Raw genomic sequence first — 23,274 nt, forward strand, 5'->3', positions numbered from 1 at the left:
GCAGGTCGCCATCGCGAGCAAGCTCGCTCCCACAGGCTGCGTGCCTGCGATATACTGCCGCGCCTTTTTAGCGTCGCGCCAGCATGCCCGGCGTGCCTTGACCTGAGGTCAGCTGCAAGCGGCTAGCTCCAAGCGGCAAGTTCAGAGCAGTACGCATACTGCTTCAGCTTGCCGCTTGAAGCTTGCAGCTCGAAGCTGCCTTATAGAATGTTCCCGTCTTTAGAGAGGAGCGCGACTCATGACCGTGATCAAGCAAGATGACCTGATACAGAGCGTCGCCGACGCCTTGCAGTTCATTTCCTATTACCACCCCGTGGATTTCATCCAGGCGATGCACGAGGCCTACCTGCGCGAAGAATCGCCGGCGGCCCGTGATTCCATGGCGCAGATCCTGATCAACTCGCGCATGTGCGCCACCGGCCATCGGCCGATCTGCCAGGACACCGGTATCGTGACCGTGTTCGTGCGCGTGGGCATGGACGTGCGTTGGGATGGCGCGACCATGGGCCTGGACGACATGATCAACGAGGGCGTGCGTCGCGCCTACAACCTGCCGGAAAACGTCCTGCGCGCATCGATCCTCGCCGACCCGGCAGGCGCGCGCAAGAACACCAAGGACAACACGCCGGCGGTCATCCACTACTCCATCGTCCCGGGCAACACCGTGGAAGTGGACGTGGCGGCCAAAGGCGGCGGCTCCGAGAACAAGTCGAAGATGGCCATGCTCAACCCGTCCGACTCCATCGTCGACTGGGTACTCAAGACCGTTCCGACCATGGGCGCCGGCTGGTGCCCACCGGGCATGCTCGGTATCGGCATCGGCGGCACCGCCGAGAAAGCCGCGGTGATGGCCAAGGAAGTGTTGATGGAATCCATCGACATCCACGAGCTCAAGGCCCGCGGCCCGCAGAACCGTATCGAAGAGATGCGCCTGGAGCTGTTCGAGAAGGTCAACCAACTGGGCATCGGCGCCCAGGGCCTGGGCGGCCTGACCACCGTGCTCGACGTGAAGATCATGGACTACCCGACCCACGCCGCCTCCCTGCCGGTGTGCATGATCCCCAACTGTGCCGCCACCCGTCATGCCCACTTCGTGCTCGACGGCAGCGGCCCGGCCTCGCTGGAAGCGCCACCGCTGGACGCCTACCCGGAAATCGTCTGGGAAGCCGGTCCGTCGGCGCGTCGCGTGAACCTCGACACCCTGACCCCGGAAGAAGTGCAGAGCTGGAAGCCGGGCGAAACGGTATTGCTCAACGGCAAGATGCTCACCGGTCGCGACGCGGCGCACAAGCGCATGGTCGAGATGCTGAACAAAGGTGAAACCCTGCCGGTGGACCTCAAGGGCCGCTTCATCTACTACGTTGGCCCGGTCGACCCGGTCGGCGACGAAGTGGTTGGCCCGGCCGGCCCGACCACCGCCACGCGGATGGACAAGTTCACCCGCCAGATCCTCGAGCAGACCGGCCTGTTGGGCATGATCGGCAAATCCGAGCGCGGCCCGACCGCCATCGAAGCGATCAAGGACAACAAGGCGGTCTACCTGATGGCCGTCGGCGGTGCCGCTTACCTGGTAGCCCAGGCGATCAAGAAATCCAAGGTCCTGGCGTTCGCCGAACTGGGGATGGAAGCGATCTACGAGTTCGAGGTCAAGGACATGCCGGTGACCGTTGCGGTCGACAGCAAAGGCGAGTCGGTGCACATCACCGGTCCGGCGATCTGGCAACAGAAGATCAGCGAAAGCCTGGCGGTAGAGGTGCAGTAACAAGCGTTCCAGCCGCTGTGAGGAAGGCCGGTGAGCGACAAGCCCACCGGCCTTTTTTGTAAATACCACAATCAAAACCTGTGGGAGCGAGCCTGCTCGCGATGGCGGTCGATCAGGCTCCAAATCGTTCCAGCATGCTATCTTGCCCGCCCGACTTTCCACTGGTTTACGCCAGCATGCCGAATACCCGTACCCTGCGCCTGTCGCTGTACACCCTGCTGATTCTCACTGGCGCTGCCATCGCCGCCACCCTCGCCGTGCGTCACGCCGAACGCGCGGCCCTGGAAGAGGACGCCAGCCGTGCCAGCCAGCAACTGGCGCTGTACGCCAACTCCCTTCATACCCTGATCGAACGCTACCGCGCCCTGCCCTCCGTGCTGGCGCTGGACCCACAACTGCGCGATGCCCTGAAGGGCCCGGTCAGTGCGGCGCAACAGGATGAACTGAATCGCAAGCTGGAAAAGATCAACGGCGCCGCGCAGTCCTCCACCCTGGAATTGCTGGACCATACCGGCCTGGCCGTAGCGGCCAGCAACTGGCGGCTGCCGAGCAGCTATGTCGGCCACAACTATGGTTTTCGTCCCTACTTCCTCCAGACCCGCACCCAAGGCACCGGGCGGTTTTATGCCGTGGGCGTGACCAGTGGTATCCCTGGCTATTTCCTGTCCAGCGCGGTGACCGGCGACAACGGCGAGTTCCTCGGCGCCATGGTGGTGAAGCTGGAGTTTCCGGAGCTCGAACGCGAGTGGCGCCAGGGCAGCGACACGCTGTTGGTCAGCGACGCGCGGGGAATTATCTTCATCGCCAATCGCCCTGGGTGGCGCTATCGCCATCTGCACCCCTTGACCGACAGCGACCGCGCCGAACTCAAGGCTACCCGTCAATACGACAAGCAACCGTTGCAGCCCTTGGCCTTCGATCCGCTGCGACGCTTCGACGACAACAGCCATCTGGCCCGGGTCGAAGCGCCCGATGGCACGGCGGACTATCTCTGGGAATCCCTGCCGTTGACCGGCGAAGGCTGGACCTTGCATTTGTTGCGCAGGCCGCAGATCGCCTTTGAAGACCTGCGCAACGCCGGGCTCGCCGCCGCCGGGTTGTGGCTGGCGCTGGTGTTCCTGTTGCTGTTTCTCAACCAGCGCTGGCGCCTGGCAAGACTGCGTCAACGCAGCCGCGAGGAACTCGAACGGCTGGTGGAGGAACGCACGCGTGAACTGCGCACTGCCCAGGACGGCCTGGTGCAATCGGCCAAGCTCGCGGCCCTGGGGCAGATGTCGGCGGCACTGGCCCACGAGATCAACCAGCCGCTGACCGCCCAGCGCATGCAGCTGGCGACCCTGCGCCTGTTGCTTGACCATGGCCGGATCGATGACGCCTACAAGGCGCTCAAACCAGTGGATGACATGCTCACACGCATGGCCGCCCTCACCGGCCACCTCAAAACCTTTGCCCGCAAAAGCCCGAGCGGCCTGCGAGAGCGCCTGGACCTGGCAGCGGTGGTCGACCAGGCCCTGCAATTGCTGGAGACACGCCTGCGCGATGAACACGTCAGCACAGTGTTGCACCTGGCCCGCCCGGCCTGGGTTCGCGGCGACGCGATCCGCCTCGAACAGGTGCTGATCAACCTGCTGCGCAACGCTCTCGACGCGATGGTCGACCAACCGATCAAGCGCCTGGAAGTGCGCCTGCAGGCCGATGAGCAGTTGTGGTGCCTGACGGTGAAAGACAGCGGCGGCGGAATTGCCGAAGAGCACCTGGCCCAGGTGTTCGACCCCTTTTTCACCACCAAGGCCGTCGGCGATGGCCTGGGCCTGGGCCTGGCGGTGTCGTTTGCGATCATTCATGAATCCGGCGGGCGGCTGACAGCGGGCAATCACGAAAACGGCGCGGTATTCTGCGTCACCTTGCCCATCGATCCCGAGGCGCCGTTGCATGCTTGATTCGGTCATAGTCGTCGATGACGAGAGCAGTATCCGCAGTGCCGTGGAGCAGTGGCTGAGCCTGTCCGGATTTCGCGTGCAGTTGTTCAGCCGCGCCGAAGACTGCCTGGGGCAATTGCCGGAGAATTTTGCCGGGGTGATCCTGAGTGACGTGCGCATGCCTGGGCTCAGCGGCCTGGAACTGTTGGCCGAAGTACGCAAGCGCGACCCCGACCTGCCGGTGATCCTGTTGACCGGTCACGGCGATGTACCGATGGCGGTGGAAGCCATGCGCGACGGGGCCTACGACTTCCTGGAAAAACCCTTCAGCCCTGAAGCCCTGCTGGGCAGCCTGCGTCGCGCCCTCGATAAACGTTTCCTGGTGCTGGAGAACCGCCGGCTGCACGAGCAGGCCGACGCCAGGGCCCGGCTGGACACCACGCTGCTGGGCGTCTCCCGGCCTTTGCAGAACCTGCGCCGCCAGGTGCTGGACCTGGCGACCCTGCCGGTCAACGTGTTGATTCGCGGCGAAACCGGCAGTGGCAAGGAACTGGTCGCCCGCTGCCTGCATGATTTCGGCCCAAGGGCGAGCAAGCCTTTCGTGGCGCTGAACTGCGCGGCCATTCCCGAGCCGCTGTTCGAGGCCGAACTGTTCGGCCATGAAAGCGGCGCGTTCACCGGCGCCCAGGGCAAGCGCATCGGCAAGCTCGAATATGCCGATGGCGGCACACTGTTTCTTGATGAAATCGAAAGCATGCCCCTGGCGCAACAGGCCAAGTTGCTGCGGGTTCTGCAGGAAAAGAAACTCGAGCGCCTGGGCTCCAACCAGAGCATCCCGGTGGACCTGCGCATCATTGCCGCGACCAAACCGGACCTGTTGGACGAAGCCCGTGCCGGGCGCTTTCGCGAAGACCTGGCCTATCGCTTGAACATTGCCGAACTGCGCCTGCCGCCGCTGCGTGAACGGCGCGAGGACATTCCGCTGCTGTTCGAACATTTCGCCCACAGCGCCGCCGAACGCCTGGGCCGCCCGGCAACGCCGCTGAGCGGCCCGCAACTGAGCCATTTGCTCAGCCATGACTGGCCAGGCAATGTCCGCGAACTGGCCAACGTCGCCGAACGCCAGGTGCTGGGCCTGGATCAACTGCCCGTCGAGGACGCGGCGCCCGGCCAATCCCTGGCGGCCCGGCAGGAAGCCTTCGAAGCGCAATGCCTGCGCGCCGCCCTCACGCGGCACAAGGGCGACGTGAAAGCCGTGCTCGAAGAACTGCAACTGCCGCGCCGTACCTTCAATGAAAAGATGCAGCGGCATGGGTTGAATCGGGAGATGTTTTTGCAGGAGCGCTGATTTTTGCGCTGCCTGCTCTGCCCTCTTCGCGAGCAGGCTCGCTCCCACAGGGACCTGCGAATACTGAACCCATGTGGGAGCGAGCCTGCTCGCGAAGAGGCCGCCCGACACATCACTTGATAAGCGGATTTCCGCCCAACCCCTTAGCCACAATAAGCGGATTTCCGCTTAGACGCCGCCATCAACCCCTCTAAACCGGCCCTCCGCCACCTGGCACAGCTCCTGCTATAGCCCTGGCAGGCTGCGTTCACACGCGCTCCACAAAAACAATTAAACGAAGGATCCTTCAATGGATAACTCCAACGCCCTGCCCATTGGGTCGGCTGCCGTGCCCGCCCGTGAAAGAACCACCGCCAGCCGGATCAAATCGATCTTCAGCGGCTCGGTCGGCAACATGGTCGAGTGGTACGACTGGTACGTCTACGCTGCTTTCTCGTTGTACTTCGCCAAAGCCTTCTTCCCCAAGGGTGACACCACCGCCCAACTGCTCAACACCGCCGCGATCTTCGCCGTCGGCTTCCTGATGCGCCCGATCGGCGGCTGGCTGATGGGCCTGTACGCCGACCGCGCCGGCCGTAAACGCGCGTTGATGGCCTCGGTGTACCTGATGTGCTTCGGCTCGCTGATCATCGCCCTGAGCCCGAGCTACGAAACCATCGGCGTCGGCGCGCCGATCCTGCTGGTCTTCGCCCGCTTGCTCCAAGGCTTGTCGGTGGGTGGCGAATACGGCACGTCGGCCACCTACCTGAGCGAGATGGCGACCAAGGAACGACGTGGTTTCTTCTCCAGCTTCCAGTACGTGACCCTGATCTCCGGCCAGCTCATCGCCCTCGGCGTGCTGATCGTGCTGCAGCAGGTCCTCACCACCGAGCAACTCTACGCCTGGGGCTGGCGCATCCCGTTCGCCATCGGCGCGCTGTGCGCAGTCGTGGCGCTGTACCTGCGTCGCGGCATGGAAGAAACCGAGTCGTTCACCAAGAAGGAAAAAGCCAAGGAAAGCGCGATGCGCACCTTGATGCGTCATCCCAAGGAACTGCTGACCGTGGTCGGCCTGACCATGGGCGGTACGCTGGCGTTCTACACCTACACCACCTACATGCAGAAGTACCTGGTTAATACCGTCGGCATGAGCATCTCCGACTCCACCACCATTTCCGCCGCCACGCTGTTCCTGTTCATGTGCCTGCAACCGATCATCGGTGGGCTGTCGGACAAGATCGGTCGCCGGCCGATCCTGATTGCCTTCGGCATCCTGGGGACGTTGTTCACGGTGCCGATCCTCACCACCCTGCACACCATCCAGACCTGGTGGGGCGCGTTCTTCCTGATCATGGCCGCGCTGATCATCGTCAGCGGCTACACCTCGATCAACGCGGTGGTGAAAGCCGAGCTGTTCCCTACCGAGATCCGCGCCCTCGGCGTCGGCCTGCCGTACGCCCTGACCGTATCGATCTTCGGTGGCACCGCCGAATACATCGCGCTGTGGTTCAAGAGCATCGGCATGGAAACTGGCTACTACTGGTACGTGACAGGCTGCATCGCGGTATCGCTGCTGGTCTACATCACCATGAAAGACACCCGCAAGCACTCGCGGATCGTGACGGACTGATAGTCAAGGCGTAGCAACAGAAGGGGCTGACCTCGCCGGGTTGGCCCCTTTTTCGTTCCAGGTTTTCGAGATTAATTCTCAGTTAATGACCGCACTTCATCCTCATCTCCATCGAAACATTAACTGGAGCATGACCATGAAGACCCGACTGATTTTCGCCCTGACCCTCTCCGTATTGGCCACCAGCGCCTTTGCCGACGACGGCTTCGACCGCACCGGCACCGCCGCTTTTATCGCCGACACCCATGACCGCAGCGGCTCGGCCTCTGTTGCCAGACAAGATGAAAATCACGCCACCGAGCCGACCGTCGCAACACAGGGCGCCGACCGCGCCGATGCGGCGTCCACCAACTGATTCCAGCCATCACCCGACACTGTGGGAGCGAGCCTGCTCGCGAAGACAATGGCACAGTCGGCATCCCAGCCAACTGATCCAGCGCTTTCGCGAGCAGGCTAGCTCCCACACGGGTTCTGGGTTGCTGACAAAACCGGTCGGCGCCTGCACTATCCTCGGATACCGTTCAAACCGATCCCAGGACCTACGCCTTCATGCCCGATGACATCCATTACTACGAACCCGCCAACGGTCACGGCCTGCCACACGATCCGTTCAACGCGATCATCGGTCCACGGCCCATTGGCTGGATTTCTTCCCAGGACGGCGAAGGACGCCTGAACCTGGCGCCTTACAGTTTCTTCAACGCCTTTAACTACGTTCCGCCGATCATCGGTTTCTCAAGTGTCGGGCGCAAAGACAGCCTGAACAATATCGAGCAGACCGGGGAGTTCGCCTGGAACCTCGCCACCCGCCCGCTGGCCGAGCAGATGAACCAGAGCTGCGCAATGGTCGCGCCAGAGGTCGATGAGTTCGAACTGGCAGGTTTGACAACCGCCCCGTCGCGGGTGATCCAGGTGCCGCGCGTGGCAGAGAGCCCGGTATCCTTCGAATGCAAAGTCACGCAGATCATCCAACTGCAACGTGCCGACAAGGCACTTGTACCGAGCTGGCTGATCCTCGGCGAAGTCGTCGCCGTGCACATCGCCAAGTGGCTGTTGAAGGATGGGGTATACGACACCGCCGCCGCCGAGCCGATTTTGCGTGGTGGCGGGCCGGCGGATTATTTCCAGCTGGGGCCGGAGGCGTTGTTCAGGATGCATCGCCCGAAGTAAATGTGGCGAGGGAATTTATCCCCGCTGGGCTGCGTAGCAGCCCCCAAAGCGGAACATCTGATACGCCAAGGCGGCTGGTCTCAGGGCCGCTACGCGCCCCAGCGGGGACAAATCCCCTCGCCACGAAAACAACCTAGAAATGCGATTACCAGATCAGGCCGCCTTCGCCATCGACACCCTGCAGGTGAGTCAACTGCTGGGCAGCCGCTTCATCGGCTTTGAAAGCAGTCTCGAACGTCTGCTCTTCGAGCACTTTGTTGAAGCGAGGCTTGTCGGGACTGCCGATGGCCTTGGTGGCGATGGCTGCGTAATAGCCGCCACCCTCCTTGGGAACAACAGCGGAAACAGCTTCAAAAGTTTCAAAGGCTTTGCGTGCCATAATGCGCATCCTGGCGGTTGGAATGACCGTCATTAAACCTTCAACCGGCCAGTTTGTGTACCTTCGCCATGCACCCTTCGGTCGCCTTGGCGGCAGACACTTCGCGAAAGGTATGGAAATCCAGGCTGCTCACCACCAGGTCCTGCACCAGCTCGGCGAAGATCGCCATCGCCGGGGAATTGAAGTAGGCCTCCATCGCCTGCTGGTGGGTCCACAGCCCGGACACCAGCCACAAGTCGGCGTCGCATTGCGATTGCTGCAAGGCGAAGTGCAGGCAACCGGGAGCTTGCCGCGACGGGGTGATCAAGGTACTCAGGCGCGCACCCAATTGCTGGCTGCGGCCGGCTCGTGCCCGCACGAAAGCCATGTGACTGACGGGGATCTGTGTAGTCATGTTCAACCCTCCCAGGTGATCCGTTGTGCAGCCGGGGACGGGCTGCGACAGGATCAAAGGTTAAGCGCCCCGACACCAGCTTCGTTAGTCGATTCCTGCCGACACATTGCACGATCCTGCCCGCAGATGCCGCCGACCTGGCTTGGAACCGACACAAACAGCGCAACTTGAAACAAAAGGTTTCAAGCAAGTTTCGAGCAGGTTGCACCGTCCCGATCCGACAGGCCGTGCAGGATCAGGCAAGCTTTCAACAGGATGTTGCTACCGCTGCGCCTTGCACAAATTTAAGCTGCGTCCATCGCATCCCTATCATCCGAGGATTTCGGCATGTCGCCACTCGATCACGCCCACGTCCCGCTGGACACTTACCTGGAACAACAGCGCGCCGAGCTGGCATCGATCATCGAACGCAATACCAGCGAGGACGGCAGCTACGCCACCGCCATCGGCTCGCTGCACCTGTCGCGCCACAGCCAGCCGCATAAATTTGCCCCGGTGCTGGCCCAACCGGCATTGTGCATCATGGCCCAGGGCAGCAAGCAGGTGCGCCTGGCAGACGAACTGTTCAACTACGATCCGTTGCACTACCTGGTGGTCTCGGTCTCGATGCCATTGAGCGGGTGCATCGCCGACGTGTCGCCCGAACAGCCGATCCTGGCGCTGCGCCTGGACATCGACCCGGCGGAAATCACCGCGCTGATCGCCGACGCCGGTCCCTTGGGCGTACCGACCCGCCCCGCTGGCCGCGGCCTGTATGTCGAACGCCTGGACACGCCGATGCTCGATGCCGTGCTGCGCCTGGCACGGTTGCTGGACAGCCCGAAAGACATCGCCATGCTCGCGCCACTGGTGCGCCGGGAAATCCTCTATCGCCTGCTGCGCAGCCCGCAAGGCTACCGGCTGTATGAAATTGCCATTGCCAACAGCCAGAGCCATCGCATCAGCCAGGCGATCAAATGGCTCAACGGCCATTTCGAACAGCCGCTGCGCATCGACGACCTGGCCCGGGAAGTCAACCTCAGCGTCTCGACCCTGCATCATCGTTTCAAGGCAATGACCGCCATGAGCCCGTTGCAGTACCAGAAGCAATTGCGCCTGCAGGAAGCCCGTCGCCTGATGCTGGCCGAAGGGCTGGAAGCCTCGGCGGCAGGGTATCGCGTGGGTTATGAAAGCCCGTCGCAGTTCAGCCGCGAATACAGCCGGCTGTTCGGCGCGCCGCCGCTGAGGGATCTGGCGCGGTTGCGGATGACCGTATGACCTGTACTTTGTGCTGACTGGGCCGGCCTCATCGCGAGCAAGCTCGCTCCCACAGGGATCGGCGGTGAACGCAACATTTATAGCCAACAGAGATTCCCATGTGGGAGCGAGCTTGCTCGCGATGGGGCCAGTAAAGGCACCTCAATACTTCGCCGCCCAAAGGTCCTGATCAATCTCGATCAACGTCGGCCCCCGCCGCTCACGTGCAGCAAGCAACGCCACCCCCAATGACGGCACATCCTCAACCGCCTCGGCATCACAGCCCAACGCCTTGGCGACGCCGATGAAATCCGGCGTGTAGATGTCCACGCCCACCGGTTCGATGGCACGGTTGACCATGTACTTCCTGATCTCTTCGTAGCCTTGGTTATTCCACAGCAATACGATCACCGGTACCCGCGCTTCCACGGCGCTGGCCAGTTCCGGCAGGCTGAATTGCAGGCCGCCGTCGCCGATCAGGCACACCACCGGCGGACGGCCATGGCCGTTATCGACACCGCCAAGCCAGGCGCCGATCGCCGCCGGCAATGCGTAGCCGAGGGTGCCGTAGCCGGTCGAGGAGTTGAACCAGCGGCGCGGCTGTTCGAGATTGAAAGTGAGGTTGCCGATGTACACCGGCTGGGTGGAGTCGCCGACAAAGACCGCCTCGGGCAGCGTCTGCAAAACACTGTCGAGGAACACGGTCTGGGCGCGAGTCGGTGCGTCCCATTGCCGGTCGAGTTCGGCCCGCAATCGTGCAACACGAGCGGCTCCCCAATCGTCCTGGCGTGCATCGGGCGCTTGCAGGCTCGGCGCGTCGAGCAAGCCGCGAGCAGCACTTCGCGAATCGGCCACCAGCGCCAGTTTCGGTGGGTAATTGCGCACGGTCTGGTCGGGGTCGATGTCGACGCGCAGCAGCGCACCGGGAATCTCGAAGCCGCCGGCGAAGGTCACGTCATAGTCGGTCTCGGCCAGTTCGGTGCCGATGGCCAGCACCACATCGGCCTCGGCCACCAACGCACGGGTCGCGACCAGGCTCTGGGTAGAGCCGATCAGCAACGGGTGCCAGGACGCCAGCAAGCCCTTGGCATTGATGGTCAACGCCACCGGTGCACCGAGGCGTTCGGCCAGTTCGGTCAATTCGGCTGCTGCATCGATGGCGCCCCCGCCGGCAAGAATCAGTGGCCGTCTGGCCGTCGCCAGCAATGCCGCCATCTGCTCCACGGCGTCTGGCGCAGCCCCGGCGCGGCTGACGTGCACCGGTGCGCTGCACAACAGCGCATCGGCGTCCTCGACCAGCACGTCCAGCGGGATTTCGATGTGCACCGGCCGTGGGCGCCCGGCCTGGAACACGGCAAAGGCGCGGGCCAACACGCCGGGCAACTCGGCAGCCGACATCAACGTATGGGAAAACGCCGCCACGCCGCCCACCAGCGCACTCTGGTTCGGCAGCTCATGCAGCTTGCCGCGCCCGCCGCCCAACTGGCTGCGCGACTGCACGCTGGAGATCACCAGCATCGGGATCGAGTCGGCATAAGCCTGGCCCATGGCGGTGGCGATGTTGGTCATGCCCGGCCCGGTGATGATGAAACACACCCCCGGCTTACCGCTGACCCGCGCATAACCGTCGGCCATGAACCCGGCGCCTTGCTCGTGACGCGGCGTCACATGACGGATGCTCGAACTGGCCAGCCCGCGATACAACTCGACGGTGTGCACGCCAGGAATGCCAAACACCTGCTCCACACCATAAGCTTCGAGTAACTTGACCAATACTTCGCCGCACGTCGCCATTGCCATCGCCTTTTTCTTCGGGAATGGCGTTATTGGAACGGTCGGGCCATAGCGACAACAATCGATAAAAAGTCATACTAGCCATGTCTTCAAGTCATGGCTTGGCCTCAATGAAACGACTTCCTCCGCTGCCGGCGCTGCACACCTTCCTGATCACCGCCCAATGTTGCAATTTCACCCGCGCGGCGGAACTGCTGCATATCACTCAAGGTGCGGTGAGCCGACAAATTGCCGGACTGGAAGCGCACCTGGGTTACGCGCTGTTTCACCGCCAGGCGCGTGGCCTGAGCCTGACCGCCGAAGGCCAGGCGTGGCTGCCGCGGGTGCAGCAGGTGTTCGGCCTGATCGGCGAGGCGCTGGAGCAGATCGGCGAGAAACGCCAGGCCCTGCAACTCAAGGCGCCGACCTGCGTGATGCGCTGGTTGCTGCCGCGCCTGTTGCAATGGCAAAAGGAGCGGCCAGACGTGCCGGTGGAGCTGACCACCACGGTCCGGCACGGCGTGAATTTCCAACAGGAAACCTTCGACGCGGCGGTCGTCTACGGCCCGCCGCCCGATGCCTCGTTGGCCCGCCTGCACCTGTTCGATGAACAACTGACGCCGGTCTGCTCCCCGCCGCTGGTGGAAGGCCCCGCACCGTTGCGCTCGCCCGCCGACCTGCAACAGCACTTGCTGCTGCACCCCACCACCGACGAGCGCGACTGGAACGCCTGGCTCGCCGAGGCCGGCGTCCACCTGAACAACGTCAGCAAGGGCCAGCATTTCGAAACCCTGGACCTGGCGATGTCCATGGCGTCTCAAGGCACAGGCGTGGCAATTGGCGACTGGTCGCTGATCGGCGACGACCTCAGCGCCGGCAGGCTGGTGGCGCCGTTCGAATTGAAGGTCAGGACCGGGCTGGGTTATCACCTGGTGCATCCGCGCAAGGTCCAGGTGTCGGCGCGGTTGCAGGAGTTGATGGAATGGCTGGTGGGGGAAGCTCACCGACGCTAGCCGCCCTGAAGCACCGCCCTTGTGGCGAGGGGATTCATCCCCGCTGGACTGCGCAGCAGGCCCTAGCATTGCGATGGGGTCTGCCTGACACACCTGGGCGCCAAGCTTTAGGGTCGCTGCGCAACCCAGCGGGGATAAATCCCCTCGCCACAAAAGCGCCTCGGCATGAGTTAAAGCAGATTAGGTGCCTGCGCCGGCTCGACCTGCGCCCAGTGCGAGGTGTCTTCGCGGTGCTGCTGCAAGTAGGGCAACACCGCGCCCAGCAAGGGTTCCTTGAAGGCCTCTTGAAAGCGATGGGCCAGGCCTGGGATCAGTTTCAACTGGCTGCCGCGAATATGCGCCGCCAGATGCACACCATGCATCACCGGCAGCAACGGATCGGCGGTGCCATGGACCACCAGGGTCGGCACCTGCAATTGATTGAGCAGCGCCACCCGACTCGGCTCGGCCAGGATTGCCATGATCTGACGCTTCACACCTTCGGGGTTGAAGGCCCGGTCGTAAGCCACGGCGGCTTGATGCAGCAAGGCCTGCCGGTCATCGACCACCATCGGGCTGCCCAGCGCGGCGAGCAGGTCGGCCTGTTGCTCAAGCGCCACTTCACGATTCGGCGCGCTGCGTCGTGACAGCAACTGCACCAGCGTTTCACTGGGCGCCGGCAAGCCTGCGGCGCCGGAACTGGTCATGATCAGGGTCAGGCTCTCGACCCGTTGCGGCGCCATCGCCGCCATGTGCTGGGCGATCATCCCGCCCATGCTTACGCCCAGTACATGGAAGCTTTGCACCTGCAAGGCATCCATCAAGCCCAGGCCATCGGCGGCCATGTCGGTCAAGGTATAAGGCGCGGCCACCGGCAAGCCAAGCTTGTAGCGCAAGGCTTCGAAGGTCAGGTTGGCAGTGCCTGGGGCCTGGCGCCAGGCGGACAGGCCCACATCCCGGTTGTCGTAGCGAATCACCCGGAAACCCTGTTCGCACAGCGCCACCACCACTTCGTCCGGCCAATGGATCAACTGACCGCCCAGCCCCATCACCAGCAGCAGCGCGGGATCCGAAGCACGGCCGATGCTCTGGTACGCCAGGCTTACCTGGTCCAGGTCGACCCGTTGGGTCGCGACATTGACATCACAACGAGAAGCCGCCAACGACGGCAGGCCGCACAACAATGCGGCCAGAAAAATGAATACACGCATGAACAAACACCAGAACGCAGAACCCCAATAGAGCGCAAGTCTGATGAAGTTTGTTCAAGCGCGCTGCCACAGTTGCGTGACAGTTTGATGAAGATTGCCGAGTGGTTATCTGAAGCCCTGAGCACACGTGGCGAGGGTACTGACCCAAAGGTTCTCGCCGAAGCGTTCCCGGGCCGGTCGCAATTGTGCCAGCGCCTGTTCCAGTTCACAGCGCCAGGCGTTGCGGCCATTGACCAGGCCCACCGACAGGATCTTGTAGGTCGGCAGGCGATCGAGCACCTGGCCGAGTTGTTCCGGCGCACGCACGGCGTCGACGTGCAGCCCATCCACCGGCAGGCCCGCCGCCAGGCCGAGGTTGTCTTGCAGGCCACTGAAACAGGTCGCCAGCAATTTTTTCAGCGGTGAATACTGGAGGATGTGGTAGGCCCGCTCGAAGGCGCTTCGCCAGGCCAGCGGCAGGTCGAGGGTGAGGATCGGTTCATCGATCTGCACCCACTCCACGCCCTGGGCCTTGAGGCGATTGAAGATTTCGCCGTAAACCGGCAACAGGCTTTCCAGCAGGTCGAGTTTGTCGAAGTCACCGCCCTTGGCCTTGCCCAGCCACAGGTACGTCAGCGGGCCGATGATCGCCGGCTTGACTCGATGCCCCAGCGCATGGGCTTCGTCGACCTCGTCGAACAGGTGCTCCCAGCTCAGCGCGAAGGTCTGCCCGGCGGTAAACTCCGAAACCCGGTTGTGGGCTTGCCGCACGGGGCGGCGATCGGCGCCGATGCGAAGAAAACCGAGGGTATGGGCCAGGGCCATGGTGAATGTCCTTCTGTAAAAGATGGCGTCATTGTCGACAGCCGGACCCACATGAGACAAACTCAATCTTTTCGTGTTGATCACAAGTTTTACTCATGGAGCCACACCGGTGCTTGAACTCCGTCACCTGAAGACCCTGCACGCCCTGCGCGAAGCCGACAGCCTGGTGGAGGCCGCCGAACGCCTGCATCTGACCCAGTCCGCGCTGTCCCACCAGTTCAAGGAACTGGAGGAGCGCCTGGGCATGCAGCTGTTCGTGCGCAAGACCAAACCGGTCCGGTTCACCAGCGCCGGCTTACGCCTGTTGCAACTGGCGGATGCCGCCCTGCCATTGCTGCGCAGCGCCGAGCGGGACATCGCGCGGCTGGCCGGCGGCACCGCCGGGCGTCTGCACATGGCCATCGAGTGCCACAGCTGCTTCCAATGGCTGATGCCGACCATCGACCAGTTCCGCGATGCCTGGCCGGAAGTCGAGCTGGACCTGGCCTCGGGCTTCGCCTTCGCCCCGCTGCCGGCCCTGGCCCGGGGCGACCTCGACCTGGTGGTCACTTCCGATCCGCTGGAGCTGGCGGGCATCACCTATGTGCCGCTGTTCACCTACGAGGCGATGCTCGCGGTGGCGAACCAGCATCGACTGGCGGGCAAACCGTACATCGTGCCCGAAGACCTGGTCAGCGAAACCCTGATCACCTACCCGGTGGAGCGTGATCGGCTGGACATCTTCACCCGTTTCCTGGAGCCGGCCGACATCGAACCGGCCCAGGTTCGCACCTCCGAGCTGACGGTAATGATGATGCAACTGGTTGCCAGCGGCCGGGGCGTCTGCGGCATGCCTCACTGGGCACTGCATGAATACAGCTCACGGGGCTACGTGAAGGCCAAGCGGCTGGGGGAGAAGGGTCTGTTCGCCACGCTCTACGCGGCGGTGCGCACCGACATGCTCGACGCGCCGTACATGCGCGATTTTTTGCTGACGGCCAAGGACACATCATTCTCGACACTCGACGGCGTCAGTGCCGTGCGCTGACAAGGGCCTTTGTGGCGAGGGGATTTATCCCCTCGCCACAAAGCGCAACGGTCATGGTCGCTCGGTTCAGAGTTCAAGCCACATGTGGATCTTGTCGAAATACTCATCGCCCACGCGAATCGCCATCGGTTCGAGCCCGTACAAAACGAAGCCGCTGCGCTGGTAGAGTTTGACGGCCGGGTCGTTGCCGGCGGTGACGGTCAGTTGCACCAGCCGCAGAAAGGCGTGACGACGGGCTTCGTCGAGGGCCGCCTGGACCAGTTGCTGGCCAAGCCCCCCTTGGCGATGGGCGGCGGCGACGTACATGCCGAACAGGGTCGCCTTGTGCCTGGCCTTCAACCGATGCTCCAGGGACAGGCCGACGATACCAACCGGTTCGTCCACCACGAACGCCCCGAGGATCACATCGAGCCGGCTGGTCAGGCGTGACTCCCACCAGTTGATGGGCAGCGTCGCCCGTTCACTGGCACTGGAGGTGAAAGCCTCTGGATGCAACTCATAGGCCTGGAGCATCAACTCCCGATAGCCCTGGACATCAGCCACCTTCAGCCGTCGGATGTTCACGCCGAACGCCGTTGCTCAAGCATCAGTCGCAGCGCCAGTGCGCCGAGTACAAACCCCATGAAATAGCGCTGCGCCGCCAGCCAGGTCGGGTTGTGGACAAACCACGAGGCGATGCCGGCGGCGAACAGCGCGATCAGCAGGTTGACGCTGAAGCTCACGCTGATCTGAGTCAGCCCGAGGATGATGCTCTGGGTGAACAGCGAGCCGTGCTCCGGGCTGATGAACTGCGGAAACACCGAGAGGTAGAACACCGCGATCTTCGGGTTCAGGGCGCTGGTGAGAAACCCCATGGTGATCAGCTTGCGGGTCGAGTCCGCCGGCAACTGCTGGGCCTGAAAAGGCGAGCGAGCCCCCGGCTTCACCGCTTGCCAGGCCAGCCAGAGCAGATAAAGCGCACCGGCCCACTTGAGGATTTCATAAGCCATCGGCACTGCCAGGAACACCGCCGTCAGCCCCGCCGCCGCGGCGAACATGTGCACGAAGAAGCCCGCCACCACGCCAAGCAAGGAGGTGACGCCGGCCTTGCGGCCCTGGCAGATCGAACGGGAAATCAGGTAAATCATGTTCGGGCCGGGCGTGAGCACCATCAACAACGCGGCGGCGGCGAAAATCAGCAGGTCCGGCAATGGAATCATGGCGTCAGTCCTTGAGTATTGAATCAGCAAGTCGCGAGACAAGTGGCTCGATAAAACGGCAGGATCACCTCGCCTGTCAACGGCGCCAGCAACAAATCGCCGGTACCGGCCGGATCGATCCAACACACTTCCTCGATCTCGGCGGCGGGAGAAACCCGAGCATCGATGTCCAGCAAAAACACTTCGGCCTGCACGGTAAAACCCGGCTCGTTGGCGGCCGGCGCGCTGAACTGTCCAAGGTGACGAGCATGCGCCGGATCGATCCTCAGCCCGAGTTCCTCCTCCAGCTCCCGAGCCAGGGCCTGGACCGGTTGCTCATGGGCTTCGATCTTGCCACCCGGTTGCATGAAGGCCTGGGTGCCGCGCTTGCGTACCAGCAGGGTCCGGCCGTCAGGGCCGATGAGCAGGGCGGCGGCGATACGGATGAGAGCAATGGTCATGATCAAAAGGCCTCGGGCAGAAAATGCCGGGGCAGATTACAGGGGCCGGCGGTGGGAGCAAAGCCTGGCCCAGATCCCCAAACCCGACACAGCCCCATTGTGGGAGCGAGCTTGCTCGCGATGGCGGTGGATCAGTTGAAAATATTTGACTGACACTCCGCTATCGCGAGCAAGCTCGCTCCCACAGGGAACCCATCGTCCGGCAGATTTTCATCACCCCAAAATCGGCTTCGGCACCGAAGGATCCGCTTCCTCCTCGGGGATCTTGACGAACACGCTGTACCGCGCCCCTTCCATCGCCTCGAAGGCGATGAGTTTTTCGATCAGCGGAGCACTCATGACCTTGCCGGCATTGAGCAACAGCATGCCGTTGTCGGCATTGAGGTTGCGCGCCAGGACCATGCCGGCTGCCAGCTCGCGGGTAGTCACGACCTTCACCGTCGGGTCGGACAGGGTCACGTCTTCCAGGTATTCGCCGCAGGCCTTGATGAAGTCCTCGACCATGTTCGGGTCGTACAGCTTGCCGGCGTATTTGCGGATGTAGACCAGCGCTTCATCGCTGTTCATCTGCCGCTCCAGGATCAACCCACGCTGCAATTCGATGAAATCCACCGCCAGTTTCAACAGCCGCGAACCGAACGGAATCGCCTCGCCCTTGAGGTGATCGGGGAAACCGCTGCCGTCCCAGCGCTCCTGGTGATGGAGGATGATGCGCGCCGCGTCCTTCATCGGGTCGAGGGTCATCAGCAGCGATTCACTCTGCTTCGGATAGGCCCGGTACAGTTCCAGTTCGCTGTGGTGCAGCATGTCGGCGGGCGTGACCATCATGTTATCGGTCCAGCTCAGCTTGCCGATGTTGTAGAGCGCGGCGGCCATGGTCAGGTCGCGGTCGGTGGACTCGTCGAGAAAATTGAGCCGGCTGTAGACCCGGATCAACTCGATGATCTGCCGGTTGGTCTGCTTGGCCTTGGGCAGGCGCAGGTTGGCGATCAGCGAGAACACTTCGGTGCCAGTCACGTAGCTGCGCTTGAGCTCTTCGTAGGCCAGGTCGAGCATATCGGCGGTCTGCTGCAGCTCGGCGGTGCGCGACGCCACGCGTTTTTCCAGCGTGGCGTTGAGGGTCTTGAGTTGCTGGTTCTGCTCGCGGTTCAACGCTTCGAGGCGCTGACGCTCGCTTTCCGAATGCTGGTGGGCCAAGGCCTGGCGCAGGGCCTGCACCAGTTCCTCGTCATTCCAGGGTTTGCTGAGGTAGCGATAGAGCTGACCCTCGTTGATGGCCTTGGTCATCATGTCCACGTCGGCGTAGCCGGTGAGCAGGATGCGCAAGGTCGATGGATACAGCTTGCGGATTTCCGCCAGCAGCGTGGCGCCGTCCATGTTCGGCATCCGGGCGTCGGTCATCACCAGGTCGACCGGCCGCTCCTTGAGGATTTCCAAGGCCTTCGCACCGCTGTCGGCCAGCAGGATTTCATACGGCTGGCTGCGCAACAGCCGACGCAGGCTGTTGAGAATCGACTCTTCGTCATCCACCAGCAACACCGTCGGCTTCGCAGCAGGAACGTTCGACGACTGATCTTCCATTGGCACCCCCTCCTATTGACGATCACCGTTCTACCTTACCCCTGACAGACAGGCTAGTAGATAGCGGACATTTAGACACAATTCGCCACCATGCACCGCGCGGTTTCCTTGAGCCGACTATGCTGTACCTCATGAAGGGCCAAGTACAGGCCGAATACTCATGCCAGCGAAAGGGATATCAGATGTTCCCACGGTTCCATAGTCAGCATCTCGACGGTGCACGGCCATGAGCCTGCCGATGGATAGATCCAACCGGCGGATCCTGATCGTCGACGACACGCCAACGATTCATGAGGATTTTCGAAAGATCCTCGCCCCCCACGTGATCCCCGAAGACAGCCTGAGCAGCGCCGAAGAAGCCTTGTTCGGCGCACCGGTGGTGATCGCCGCCCAGAGTTTCGAGCTGGAGTCGGCATTCCAGGGCATGGAGGCCTTGAGCAAGGTAGAAACGGCCCTGGCCCGGGGTAAACCCTTCGCCATGGCGTTTATCGACATGCGCATGCCGCCAGGCTGGGACGGTCTTGAAACCATCGAGCGGCTGTGGCGCGTCGATCCCAAGCTGCAAGTGGCGCTGTGCACCGCTTATTCGGATTACTCCTGGGAGGACATCGCCGATCGCCTGGAATTGGGTGATCGCCTGCTGATCCTGAAGAAACCCTTCGACGCCATCGAGATCCGCCAGATGGCAAGCACCCTCACCGTCAAATGGCAGATGACCGAAGACGCGGCGCTGAAAATGGACATGCTCGAACGGGCGGTGGAGGAACGCACCCGGGAACTGGCCGACGCCAACATCATCGTGCAGAACAGCCCGACCATCCTTTACCGCCTGCGTGGCGAGCCGCCGTTCCCGTTGATGTACATCTCGCACAACATCACCAAGTTCGGCCATGTCGCGGCGCAACTGATCAGTTCGCCGGACTGGGCGCAAACCCTTATCCACCCCGATGATCAGGGCAAGGTCCAGGAGGCCATGGTCCGCGTCCTGGACCGCGACACGGTCGGGGCGTCCATCGAGTTTCGCATGCGCACCGGAGACGACACCTTTCGCTGGGTGGAGAACCGCTACATTCCTGTGCGCAACGAGCAAGGCCTGTTGCTGGAAGTCGAGGGCATCATCCTCGACATCACCGAGCGCAAAGTGGCCGAGGAAAAGATCGCCCTGCTCGCCCGCACCGACGGCCTGACCGCGCTCGCCAACCGCGCCACCATGATCGAGCGCCTGCACCAGGCGTTCGCCGCCGCGCGCCGGGGGGCGGCGCCGTTTGCGATGTTCTATCTGGACCTGGACCACTTCAAGCGCATCAACGACACGCTCGGTCACCCCATCGGCGACCTGCTGTTGCAGGAAGTCGCGGCGCGCCTCAAGGGCTGTACCCGGGAAAACGACGTGGTGGCACGGCTGGGCGGCGATGAGTTCGCCATTCTGCAATTGGATGTCCATGAAGCGACGCACTGCGCGGCGCTGGCCGGAAAAATCCGTGACGCGCTGGTGGCGCCCTATTCCCTGGACGGCAACGATGTGCGCATCTCGGTGAGCATCGGCATCAGCCTGTACACGCCACAAAGCCTGAGTGCCGACAGCCTGATGGCGCAGTCCGACATGGCGCTGTACCGCTCGAAAGAGAAGGGCCGCAACCAGTATCACTTCCACAACGAAGAGATCAATCAGGAAGTCACCGACCGGGTCGCCCTGGCCAATGACCTGCGCCAGGCCATCGAGAACAACGAACTGCATTTGCATTACCTGCCGGAAGTCGACCTCGGCACCGGCAAGATCCTCGGCATGGGCGTGCAGGTGCGCTGGAACCACCCCGAACGCGGCTGGCTGGAGCCGGCGGCGTTCATGCCTGCCGCCGAGAAAACCGGGATCATCATCGGCCTCGGTCACTGGGTCCTGGACCAGGCCTGCCAGCAGATGCGCCAATGGCGCGACCAGGGCATGGCGCCGCCGGTGATCGCCATCGACCTGTCCCTGACCCAGCTCAAGACCGGCCCGGAATTGATCTACGACGTGCTGCGCACCACCGCGCGCTGGGAACTGGCGCCCTGGGACCTGCGCTTCGATGTCACCGAAGCGACCCTGGCCCAGACCAAATGGACCCACAACGACGTGCTGCCCCGCCTGTGCGAACTCGGCGTGCAGGTGGCCATCGATGATTTCGGCACCGAGTATTCCTCGTTCGATTATCTGAAGACCTACCGGGTCAACCATCTCAAGCTCGCCCAGCGATTCCTCGACAGCGCCAACGCCGATCCGGAGAACGCCACGACCCTGCGGGCGATCATCAACTTTGCCCGGGACGTCGGCATCGGCATCATTGCCGAAGGCGTCGAGACCCAGGAACAACGCACCACGCTGATGTCCAGCGGCGGCTCGATGCAGGCCCAGGGGCATTACTTCAGTACCGTGGTCGACAGCGACCAGGCGGCCGCACTGCTCAAGGCCGGCACCATCGTGCCGGTGGCGGACCACTGGACCCGGCCGGCCAGCCAGCTATCGGAGAGCAACCCATGAACCCCATGTCGGTACCTGCCAACCGGCGAATCCTGGTGGTGGACGACACGCCCGCCATCCACCAGGATTTTCGCAAGATCCTCAGCCCCAGCGCCGGCAATGACGATTCGCTGGACGACACCGAGAGCCTGCTGTTCGGCACACCGCAGGTCAATCGATTGCAATTCCAGATCGACTCGGCCTATCAGGGCGAGGAAGCGCTGGAGCTGGTCAAGCGCGCCCAGGCCGAGGGCCAGCCGTATGCGCTGGTATTCGCCGACATGCGCATGCCGCCGGGCTGGGACGGCCTGCAAACCATCGAACAGCTGTGGAAAGCCGACCCGCGGCTGCAAATTGCCCTGTGCACCGCGTATTCGGACTATTCCTGGGAAACCATGTCCGAACGCATCGAATTCGACGACCAGTTGTTGATTCTCAAGAAACCGTTCGACACCTTGGAAATCCGCCAGATGGCCAGCGCCATGACCTGGAAATGGCAACTGGCGCAAGACGCAGCGCGGAAGATGCGCAGCCTGGAGCGCACGATCGAAGAGCGGGTCCAGGAACTGCTCAAGGTCTCTCACCTGCTGCAATACGACGTCCTCACCGAACTGCCCAACAGCATGCTGCTAGGCGACCGCCTGACCCAGGCCCTGGCCCAGTGCCGTCGGCATGACCGGCAGCTGGCGGTGATGTTCATCGGCCTGGACCGTTTCAAGCGCATCAACAATGCGCTGGGCCATCCGGTGGGCGATGAGATGCTCAAGCGGGTGGCACGCACCCTGGCCACCGTGGTGCGTGAATCCGACTCGGTGTTTCGCTACGGCTCCGATGAGTTCGTGGTGATCCTCGGCGACGTCGCCGATCCGCAATTGATCAAGGGCGTGGCGGAAAAACTGCTCGCGGCGATCAACTCTCCACACCCCATCGACGGCCATGACCTGACGGTGACGGCAAGCCTGGGCATCAGCGTGTACCCGACTGACGGTTTCGACGCCGTGGCGCTGATCAAGAAAGCCGAGACGGCAATGCGCAACGTCAAGGAAACCGGCCCCAACGACTACCGTTTTTTCACCGAGGACATGAACCGCCGGGCACGACAGCAGCAGACTATCGAATCAGGTTTGCGCCTGGCGCTGCAACGCAAGGAATTCGTGCTGCATTACCAACCCAAGCTCGATCTGACGAACGGCGCGGTGGTCGGTGTCGAGGCACTGGTGCGCTGGAACCGGCCCGACCAGGGGCTCGTCTATCCGTCGGATTTCATTCCGGTGGCCGAAGACAGCGGGCTGATCGTACCGCTGAGCCAGTGGGTGCTCCAGGAAGCCTGCCAACAGGCCTGTCGCTGGCAAGCCGAGGGCATGCGGCCGCTGTACCTGTCGGTGAATGTCTCGGCGATCGATTTTCGCCAGCGCGGTTTCGTCGAAGGCATTGCGCGCACCCTCAAGGAAACCGGCCTGGACCCGACACAGTTGGAACTGGAGATTACCGAAAGCGTGCTCATGCAGAACATCGATACCACCGTCGCCACCCTCAAGGCCATCAAGCAGCTGGGGGTACGACTGGCCATCGATGACTTCGGCACCGGCTATTCGAGCCTGAGTTACCTGCAGAAATTTCCGGTGGACGTGTTGAAGATCGACCAGTCGTTCGTCGGTGACCTGAGCATCGACAGCAACGACGCGAAACTGGTGAGCACCATCATCAGCCTGGGCAAGAGCTTGAACCTGCACATCATTGCCGAGGGTGTGGAAACCCGCGAGCAACTGGCGTTCCTCAAGGCGCACCAGTGCGAGGAAGCCCAGGGCTATTACTTCAGCAAGGCCGTGGAGCCGCAGGCCTTTGCCCAGTGGATGGCGGCATGGGAAAAAAAACCGAATCCGTTTTCATGAGCAATTGAGTCCATAAACCGAAGTTTCAAGGAAAGCATCCC

At 62.6% G+C, this 23,274-nt stretch carries 19 protein-coding genes and 1 pseudogene; 11 read left to right on the forward strand and 9 right to left on the reverse strand.

Going from position 1 to position 23,274, the window contains the following annotated elements:
* Positions 1 to 238: 238 nt before the first annotated feature.
* From J3P84_RS21775 to J3P84_RS21800, 6 genes are all read left to right on the forward strand, one after another.
* Positions 239 to 1,762: a fumarate hydratase gene (locus J3P84_RS21775; protein WP_024014122.1), complete on the forward strand. Its 1,524-nt coding sequence runs from the start codon at positions 239 to 241 to the stop codon at positions 1,760 to 1,762.
* A 176-nt stretch (positions 1,763 to 1,938) separates the two neighbouring features.
* Positions 1,939 to 3,702, forward strand: coding sequence for a sensor histidine kinase (locus J3P84_RS21780; RefSeq protein ID WP_434625793.1), 1,764 nt, complete (start codon positions 1,939 to 1,941; stop codon positions 3,700 to 3,702).
* Positions 3,695 to 5,029: a sigma-54-dependent transcriptional regulator gene (locus tag J3P84_RS21785; RefSeq protein WP_434625795.1), complete on the forward strand. Its 1,335-nt coding sequence runs from the start codon at positions 3,695 to 3,697 to the stop codon at positions 5,027 to 5,029. The genes J3P84_RS21780 and J3P84_RS21785 overlap by 8 nt, the downstream gene beginning before the upstream one ends.
* A 289-nt stretch (positions 5,030 to 5,318) precedes the next feature.
* The gene (locus J3P84_RS21790) at positions 5,319 to 6,638 is read left to right on the forward strand and encodes an MFS transporter (RefSeq protein WP_305496467.1); all 1,320 of its coding nucleotides are present in this window, start codon (positions 5,319 to 5,321) and stop codon (positions 6,636 to 6,638) included.
* Between the two features lie 136 nt (positions 6,639 to 6,774).
* Positions 6,775 to 6,993, forward strand: a complete 219-nt coding sequence (locus J3P84_RS21795) for a hypothetical protein (RefSeq protein WP_434625797.1) — start codon at positions 6,775 to 6,777, stop codon at positions 6,991 to 6,993.
* 194 nt (positions 6,994 to 7,187) lie between these two features.
* Positions 7,188 to 7,808, forward strand: a complete 621-nt coding sequence (locus J3P84_RS21800) for a flavin reductase family protein (RefSeq protein ID WP_434625799.1) — start codon at positions 7,188 to 7,190, stop codon at positions 7,806 to 7,808.
* A gap of 145 nt (positions 7,809 to 7,953) precedes the next feature.
* On the opposite strand, the gene J3P84_RS21805 is transcribed toward J3P84_RS21800, so the two are convergent.
* Both J3P84_RS21805 and J3P84_RS21810 read right to left on the reverse strand, forming a co-directional pair.
* Positions 7,954 to 8,187 (reverse strand): hypothetical protein, encoded by a 234-nt coding sequence (locus tag J3P84_RS21805; protein WP_434569659.1) that lies wholly within the window; start codon positions 8,185 to 8,187, stop codon positions 7,954 to 7,956.
* A 40-nt stretch (positions 8,188 to 8,227) separates the two neighbouring features.
* Positions 8,228 to 8,581: a putative quinol monooxygenase gene (locus tag J3P84_RS21810; protein WP_434625801.1), complete on the reverse strand. Its 354-nt coding sequence runs from the start codon at positions 8,579 to 8,581 to the stop codon at positions 8,228 to 8,230.
* A 327-nt stretch (positions 8,582 to 8,908) separates the two neighbouring features.
* On the opposite strand from J3P84_RS21810, the gene J3P84_RS21815 reads away from it, so the two are divergent.
* On the forward strand, positions 8,909 to 9,838 hold the full coding sequence (locus tag J3P84_RS21815; RefSeq protein WP_305496476.1) for an AraC family transcriptional regulator: 930 nt from the start codon (positions 8,909 to 8,911) through the stop codon (positions 9,836 to 9,838).
* A gap of 141 nt (positions 9,839 to 9,979) precedes the next feature.
* Here the strand turns inward: J3P84_RS21815 and J3P84_RS21820 are convergent, their stop codons facing one another.
* The gene (locus J3P84_RS21820) at positions 9,980 to 11,611 is read right to left on the reverse strand and encodes a 5-guanidino-2-oxopentanoate decarboxylase (protein ID WP_434631465.1); all 1,632 of its coding nucleotides are present in this window, start codon (positions 11,609 to 11,611) and stop codon (positions 9,980 to 9,982) included.
* Positions 11,612 to 11,721: 110 nt separating this feature from the next.
* Here J3P84_RS21820 and J3P84_RS21825 point away from each other — a divergent pair, with 110 nt between their 5' ends.
* Positions 11,722 to 12,603 (forward strand): LysR substrate-binding domain-containing protein, encoded by an 882-nt coding sequence (locus J3P84_RS21825; RefSeq protein WP_434625803.1) that lies wholly within the window; start codon positions 11,722 to 11,724, stop codon positions 12,601 to 12,603.
* A 170-nt stretch (positions 12,604 to 12,773) separates the two neighbouring features.
* Here J3P84_RS21825 and J3P84_RS21830 read toward each other — a convergent pair whose 3' ends face one another.
* Positions 12,774 to 13,793, reverse strand: a complete 1,020-nt coding sequence (locus tag J3P84_RS21830) for an alpha/beta fold hydrolase (protein ID WP_305496480.1) — start codon at positions 13,791 to 13,793, stop codon at positions 12,774 to 12,776.
* A 135-nt stretch (positions 13,794 to 13,928) separates the two neighbouring features.
* A pseudogene (locus J3P84_RS21835) lies at positions 13,929 to 14,531 on the reverse strand (5-methyltetrahydropteroyltriglutamate--homocysteine S-methyltransferase); the annotation flags it as partial.
* A 175-nt stretch (positions 14,532 to 14,706) separates the two neighbouring features.
* On the opposite strand from J3P84_RS21835, the gene metR reads away from it, so the two are divergent.
* On the forward strand, positions 14,707 to 15,624 hold the full coding sequence (gene metR / locus J3P84_RS21840; RefSeq protein ID WP_053124730.1) for a transcriptional regulator MetR: 918 nt from the start codon (positions 14,707 to 14,709) through the stop codon (positions 15,622 to 15,624).
* 66 nt (positions 15,625 to 15,690) lie between these two features.
* On the opposite strand, the gene J3P84_RS21845 is transcribed toward metR, so the two are convergent.
* The 4 genes from J3P84_RS21845 to J3P84_RS21860 form a co-directional block, all read right to left on the reverse strand.
* Positions 15,691 to 16,188: a GNAT family N-acetyltransferase gene (locus J3P84_RS21845; protein WP_434625805.1), complete on the reverse strand. Its 498-nt coding sequence runs from the start codon at positions 16,186 to 16,188 to the stop codon at positions 15,691 to 15,693.
* On the reverse strand, positions 16,185 to 16,823 hold the full coding sequence (locus J3P84_RS21850) for a LysE family translocator (protein WP_434602926.1): 639 nt from the start codon (positions 16,821 to 16,823) through the stop codon (positions 16,185 to 16,187). Before J3P84_RS21850 ends, J3P84_RS21845 begins: the two co-directional genes overlap by 4 nt.
* Positions 16,824 to 16,846: 23 nt before the next feature.
* Positions 16,847 to 17,263 carry an NUDIX hydrolase gene (locus J3P84_RS21855; protein ID WP_434625808.1) on the reverse strand — a complete coding sequence of 139 codons (417 nt, stop codon included), beginning with the start codon at positions 17,261 to 17,263 and terminating at the stop codon, positions 16,847 to 16,849.
* A 213-nt stretch (positions 17,264 to 17,476) separates the two neighbouring features.
* Positions 17,477 to 18,844, reverse strand: coding sequence for an HD domain-containing phosphohydrolase (locus tag J3P84_RS21860; protein ID WP_434625810.1), 1,368 nt, complete (start codon positions 18,842 to 18,844; stop codon positions 17,477 to 17,479).
* Positions 18,845 to 19,070: 226 nt separating this feature from the next.
* Here J3P84_RS21860 and J3P84_RS21865 point away from each other — a divergent pair, with 226 nt between their 5' ends.
* Together J3P84_RS21865 and J3P84_RS21870 are read left to right on the forward strand one after the other, a co-directional pair.
* On the forward strand, positions 19,071 to 21,362 hold the full coding sequence (locus J3P84_RS21865) for a GGDEF/EAL domain-containing response regulator (RefSeq protein ID WP_434625812.1): 2,292 nt from the start codon (positions 19,071 to 19,073) through the stop codon (positions 21,360 to 21,362).
* On the forward strand, positions 21,359 to 23,233 hold the full coding sequence (locus tag J3P84_RS21870; protein ID WP_434625814.1) for an EAL domain-containing protein: 1,875 nt from the start codon (positions 21,359 to 21,361) through the stop codon (positions 23,231 to 23,233). Before J3P84_RS21865 ends, J3P84_RS21870 begins: the two co-directional genes overlap by 4 nt.
* Positions 23,234 to 23,274: the final 41 nt, after the last annotated feature.

The sequence above is a fragment of the Pseudomonas sp. Z1-29 genome (genome assembly GCF_051131995.1).
GTDB lineage: Bacteria > Pseudomonadota > Gammaproteobacteria > Pseudomonadales > Pseudomonadaceae > Aquipseudomonas.

Coding starts and splice junctions, on each gene's coding strand:
- J3P84_RS21775 (WP_024014122.1), top strand. CDS start 239: ATGACCGTGATCAAGCAAGATGACCTGATACAGAGCGTCGCCGACGCC.
- J3P84_RS21780 (WP_434625793.1), top strand. CDS start 1,939: ATGCCGAATACCCGTACCCTGCGCCTGTCGCTGTACACCCTGCTGATT.
- J3P84_RS21785 (WP_434625795.1), top strand. CDS start 3,695: ATGCTTGATTCGGTCATAGTCGTCGATGACGAGAGCAGTATCCGCAGT.
- J3P84_RS21790 (WP_305496467.1), top strand. CDS start 5,319: ATGGATAACTCCAACGCCCTGCCCATTGGGTCGGCTGCCGTGCCCGCC.
- J3P84_RS21795 (WP_434625797.1), top strand. CDS start 6,775: ATGAAGACCCGACTGATTTTCGCCCTGACCCTCTCCGTATTGGCCACC.
- J3P84_RS21800 (WP_434625799.1), top strand. CDS start 7,188: ATGCCCGATGACATCCATTACTACGAACCCGCCAACGGTCACGGCCTG.
- J3P84_RS21805 (WP_434569659.1), bottom strand. CDS start 8,187: ATGGCACGCAAAGCCTTTGAAACTTTTGAAGCTGTTTCCGCTGTTGTT.
- J3P84_RS21810 (WP_434625801.1), bottom strand. CDS start 8,581: ATGACTACACAGATCCCCGTCAGTCACATGGCTTTCGTGCGGGCACGA.
- J3P84_RS21815 (WP_305496476.1), top strand. CDS start 8,909: ATGTCGCCACTCGATCACGCCCACGTCCCGCTGGACACTTACCTGGAA.
- J3P84_RS21820 (WP_434631465.1), bottom strand. CDS start 11,611: ATGGCGACGTGCGGCGAAGTATTGGTCAAGTTACTCGAAGCTTATGGT.
- J3P84_RS21825 (WP_434625803.1), top strand. CDS start 11,722: ATGAAACGACTTCCTCCGCTGCCGGCGCTGCACACCTTCCTGATCACC.
- J3P84_RS21830 (WP_305496480.1), bottom strand. CDS start 13,793: ATGCGTGTATTCATTTTTCTGGCCGCATTGTTGTGCGGCCTGCCGTCG.
- J3P84_RS21850 (WP_434602926.1), bottom strand. CDS start 16,823: ATGATTCCATTGCCGGACCTGCTGATTTTCGCCGCCGCCGCGTTGTTG.
- J3P84_RS21855 (WP_434625808.1), bottom strand. CDS start 17,263: ATGACCATTGCTCTCATCCGTATCGCCGCCGCCCTGCTCATCGGCCCT.
- J3P84_RS21860 (WP_434625810.1), bottom strand. CDS start 18,844: ATGGAAGATCAGTCGTCGAACGTTCCTGCTGCGAAGCCGACGGTGTTG.
- J3P84_RS21865 (WP_434625812.1), top strand. CDS start 19,071: ATGAGCCTGCCGATGGATAGATCCAACCGGCGGATCCTGATCGTCGAC.
- J3P84_RS21870 (WP_434625814.1), top strand. CDS start 21,359: ATGAACCCCATGTCGGTACCTGCCAACCGGCGAATCCTGGTGGTGGAC.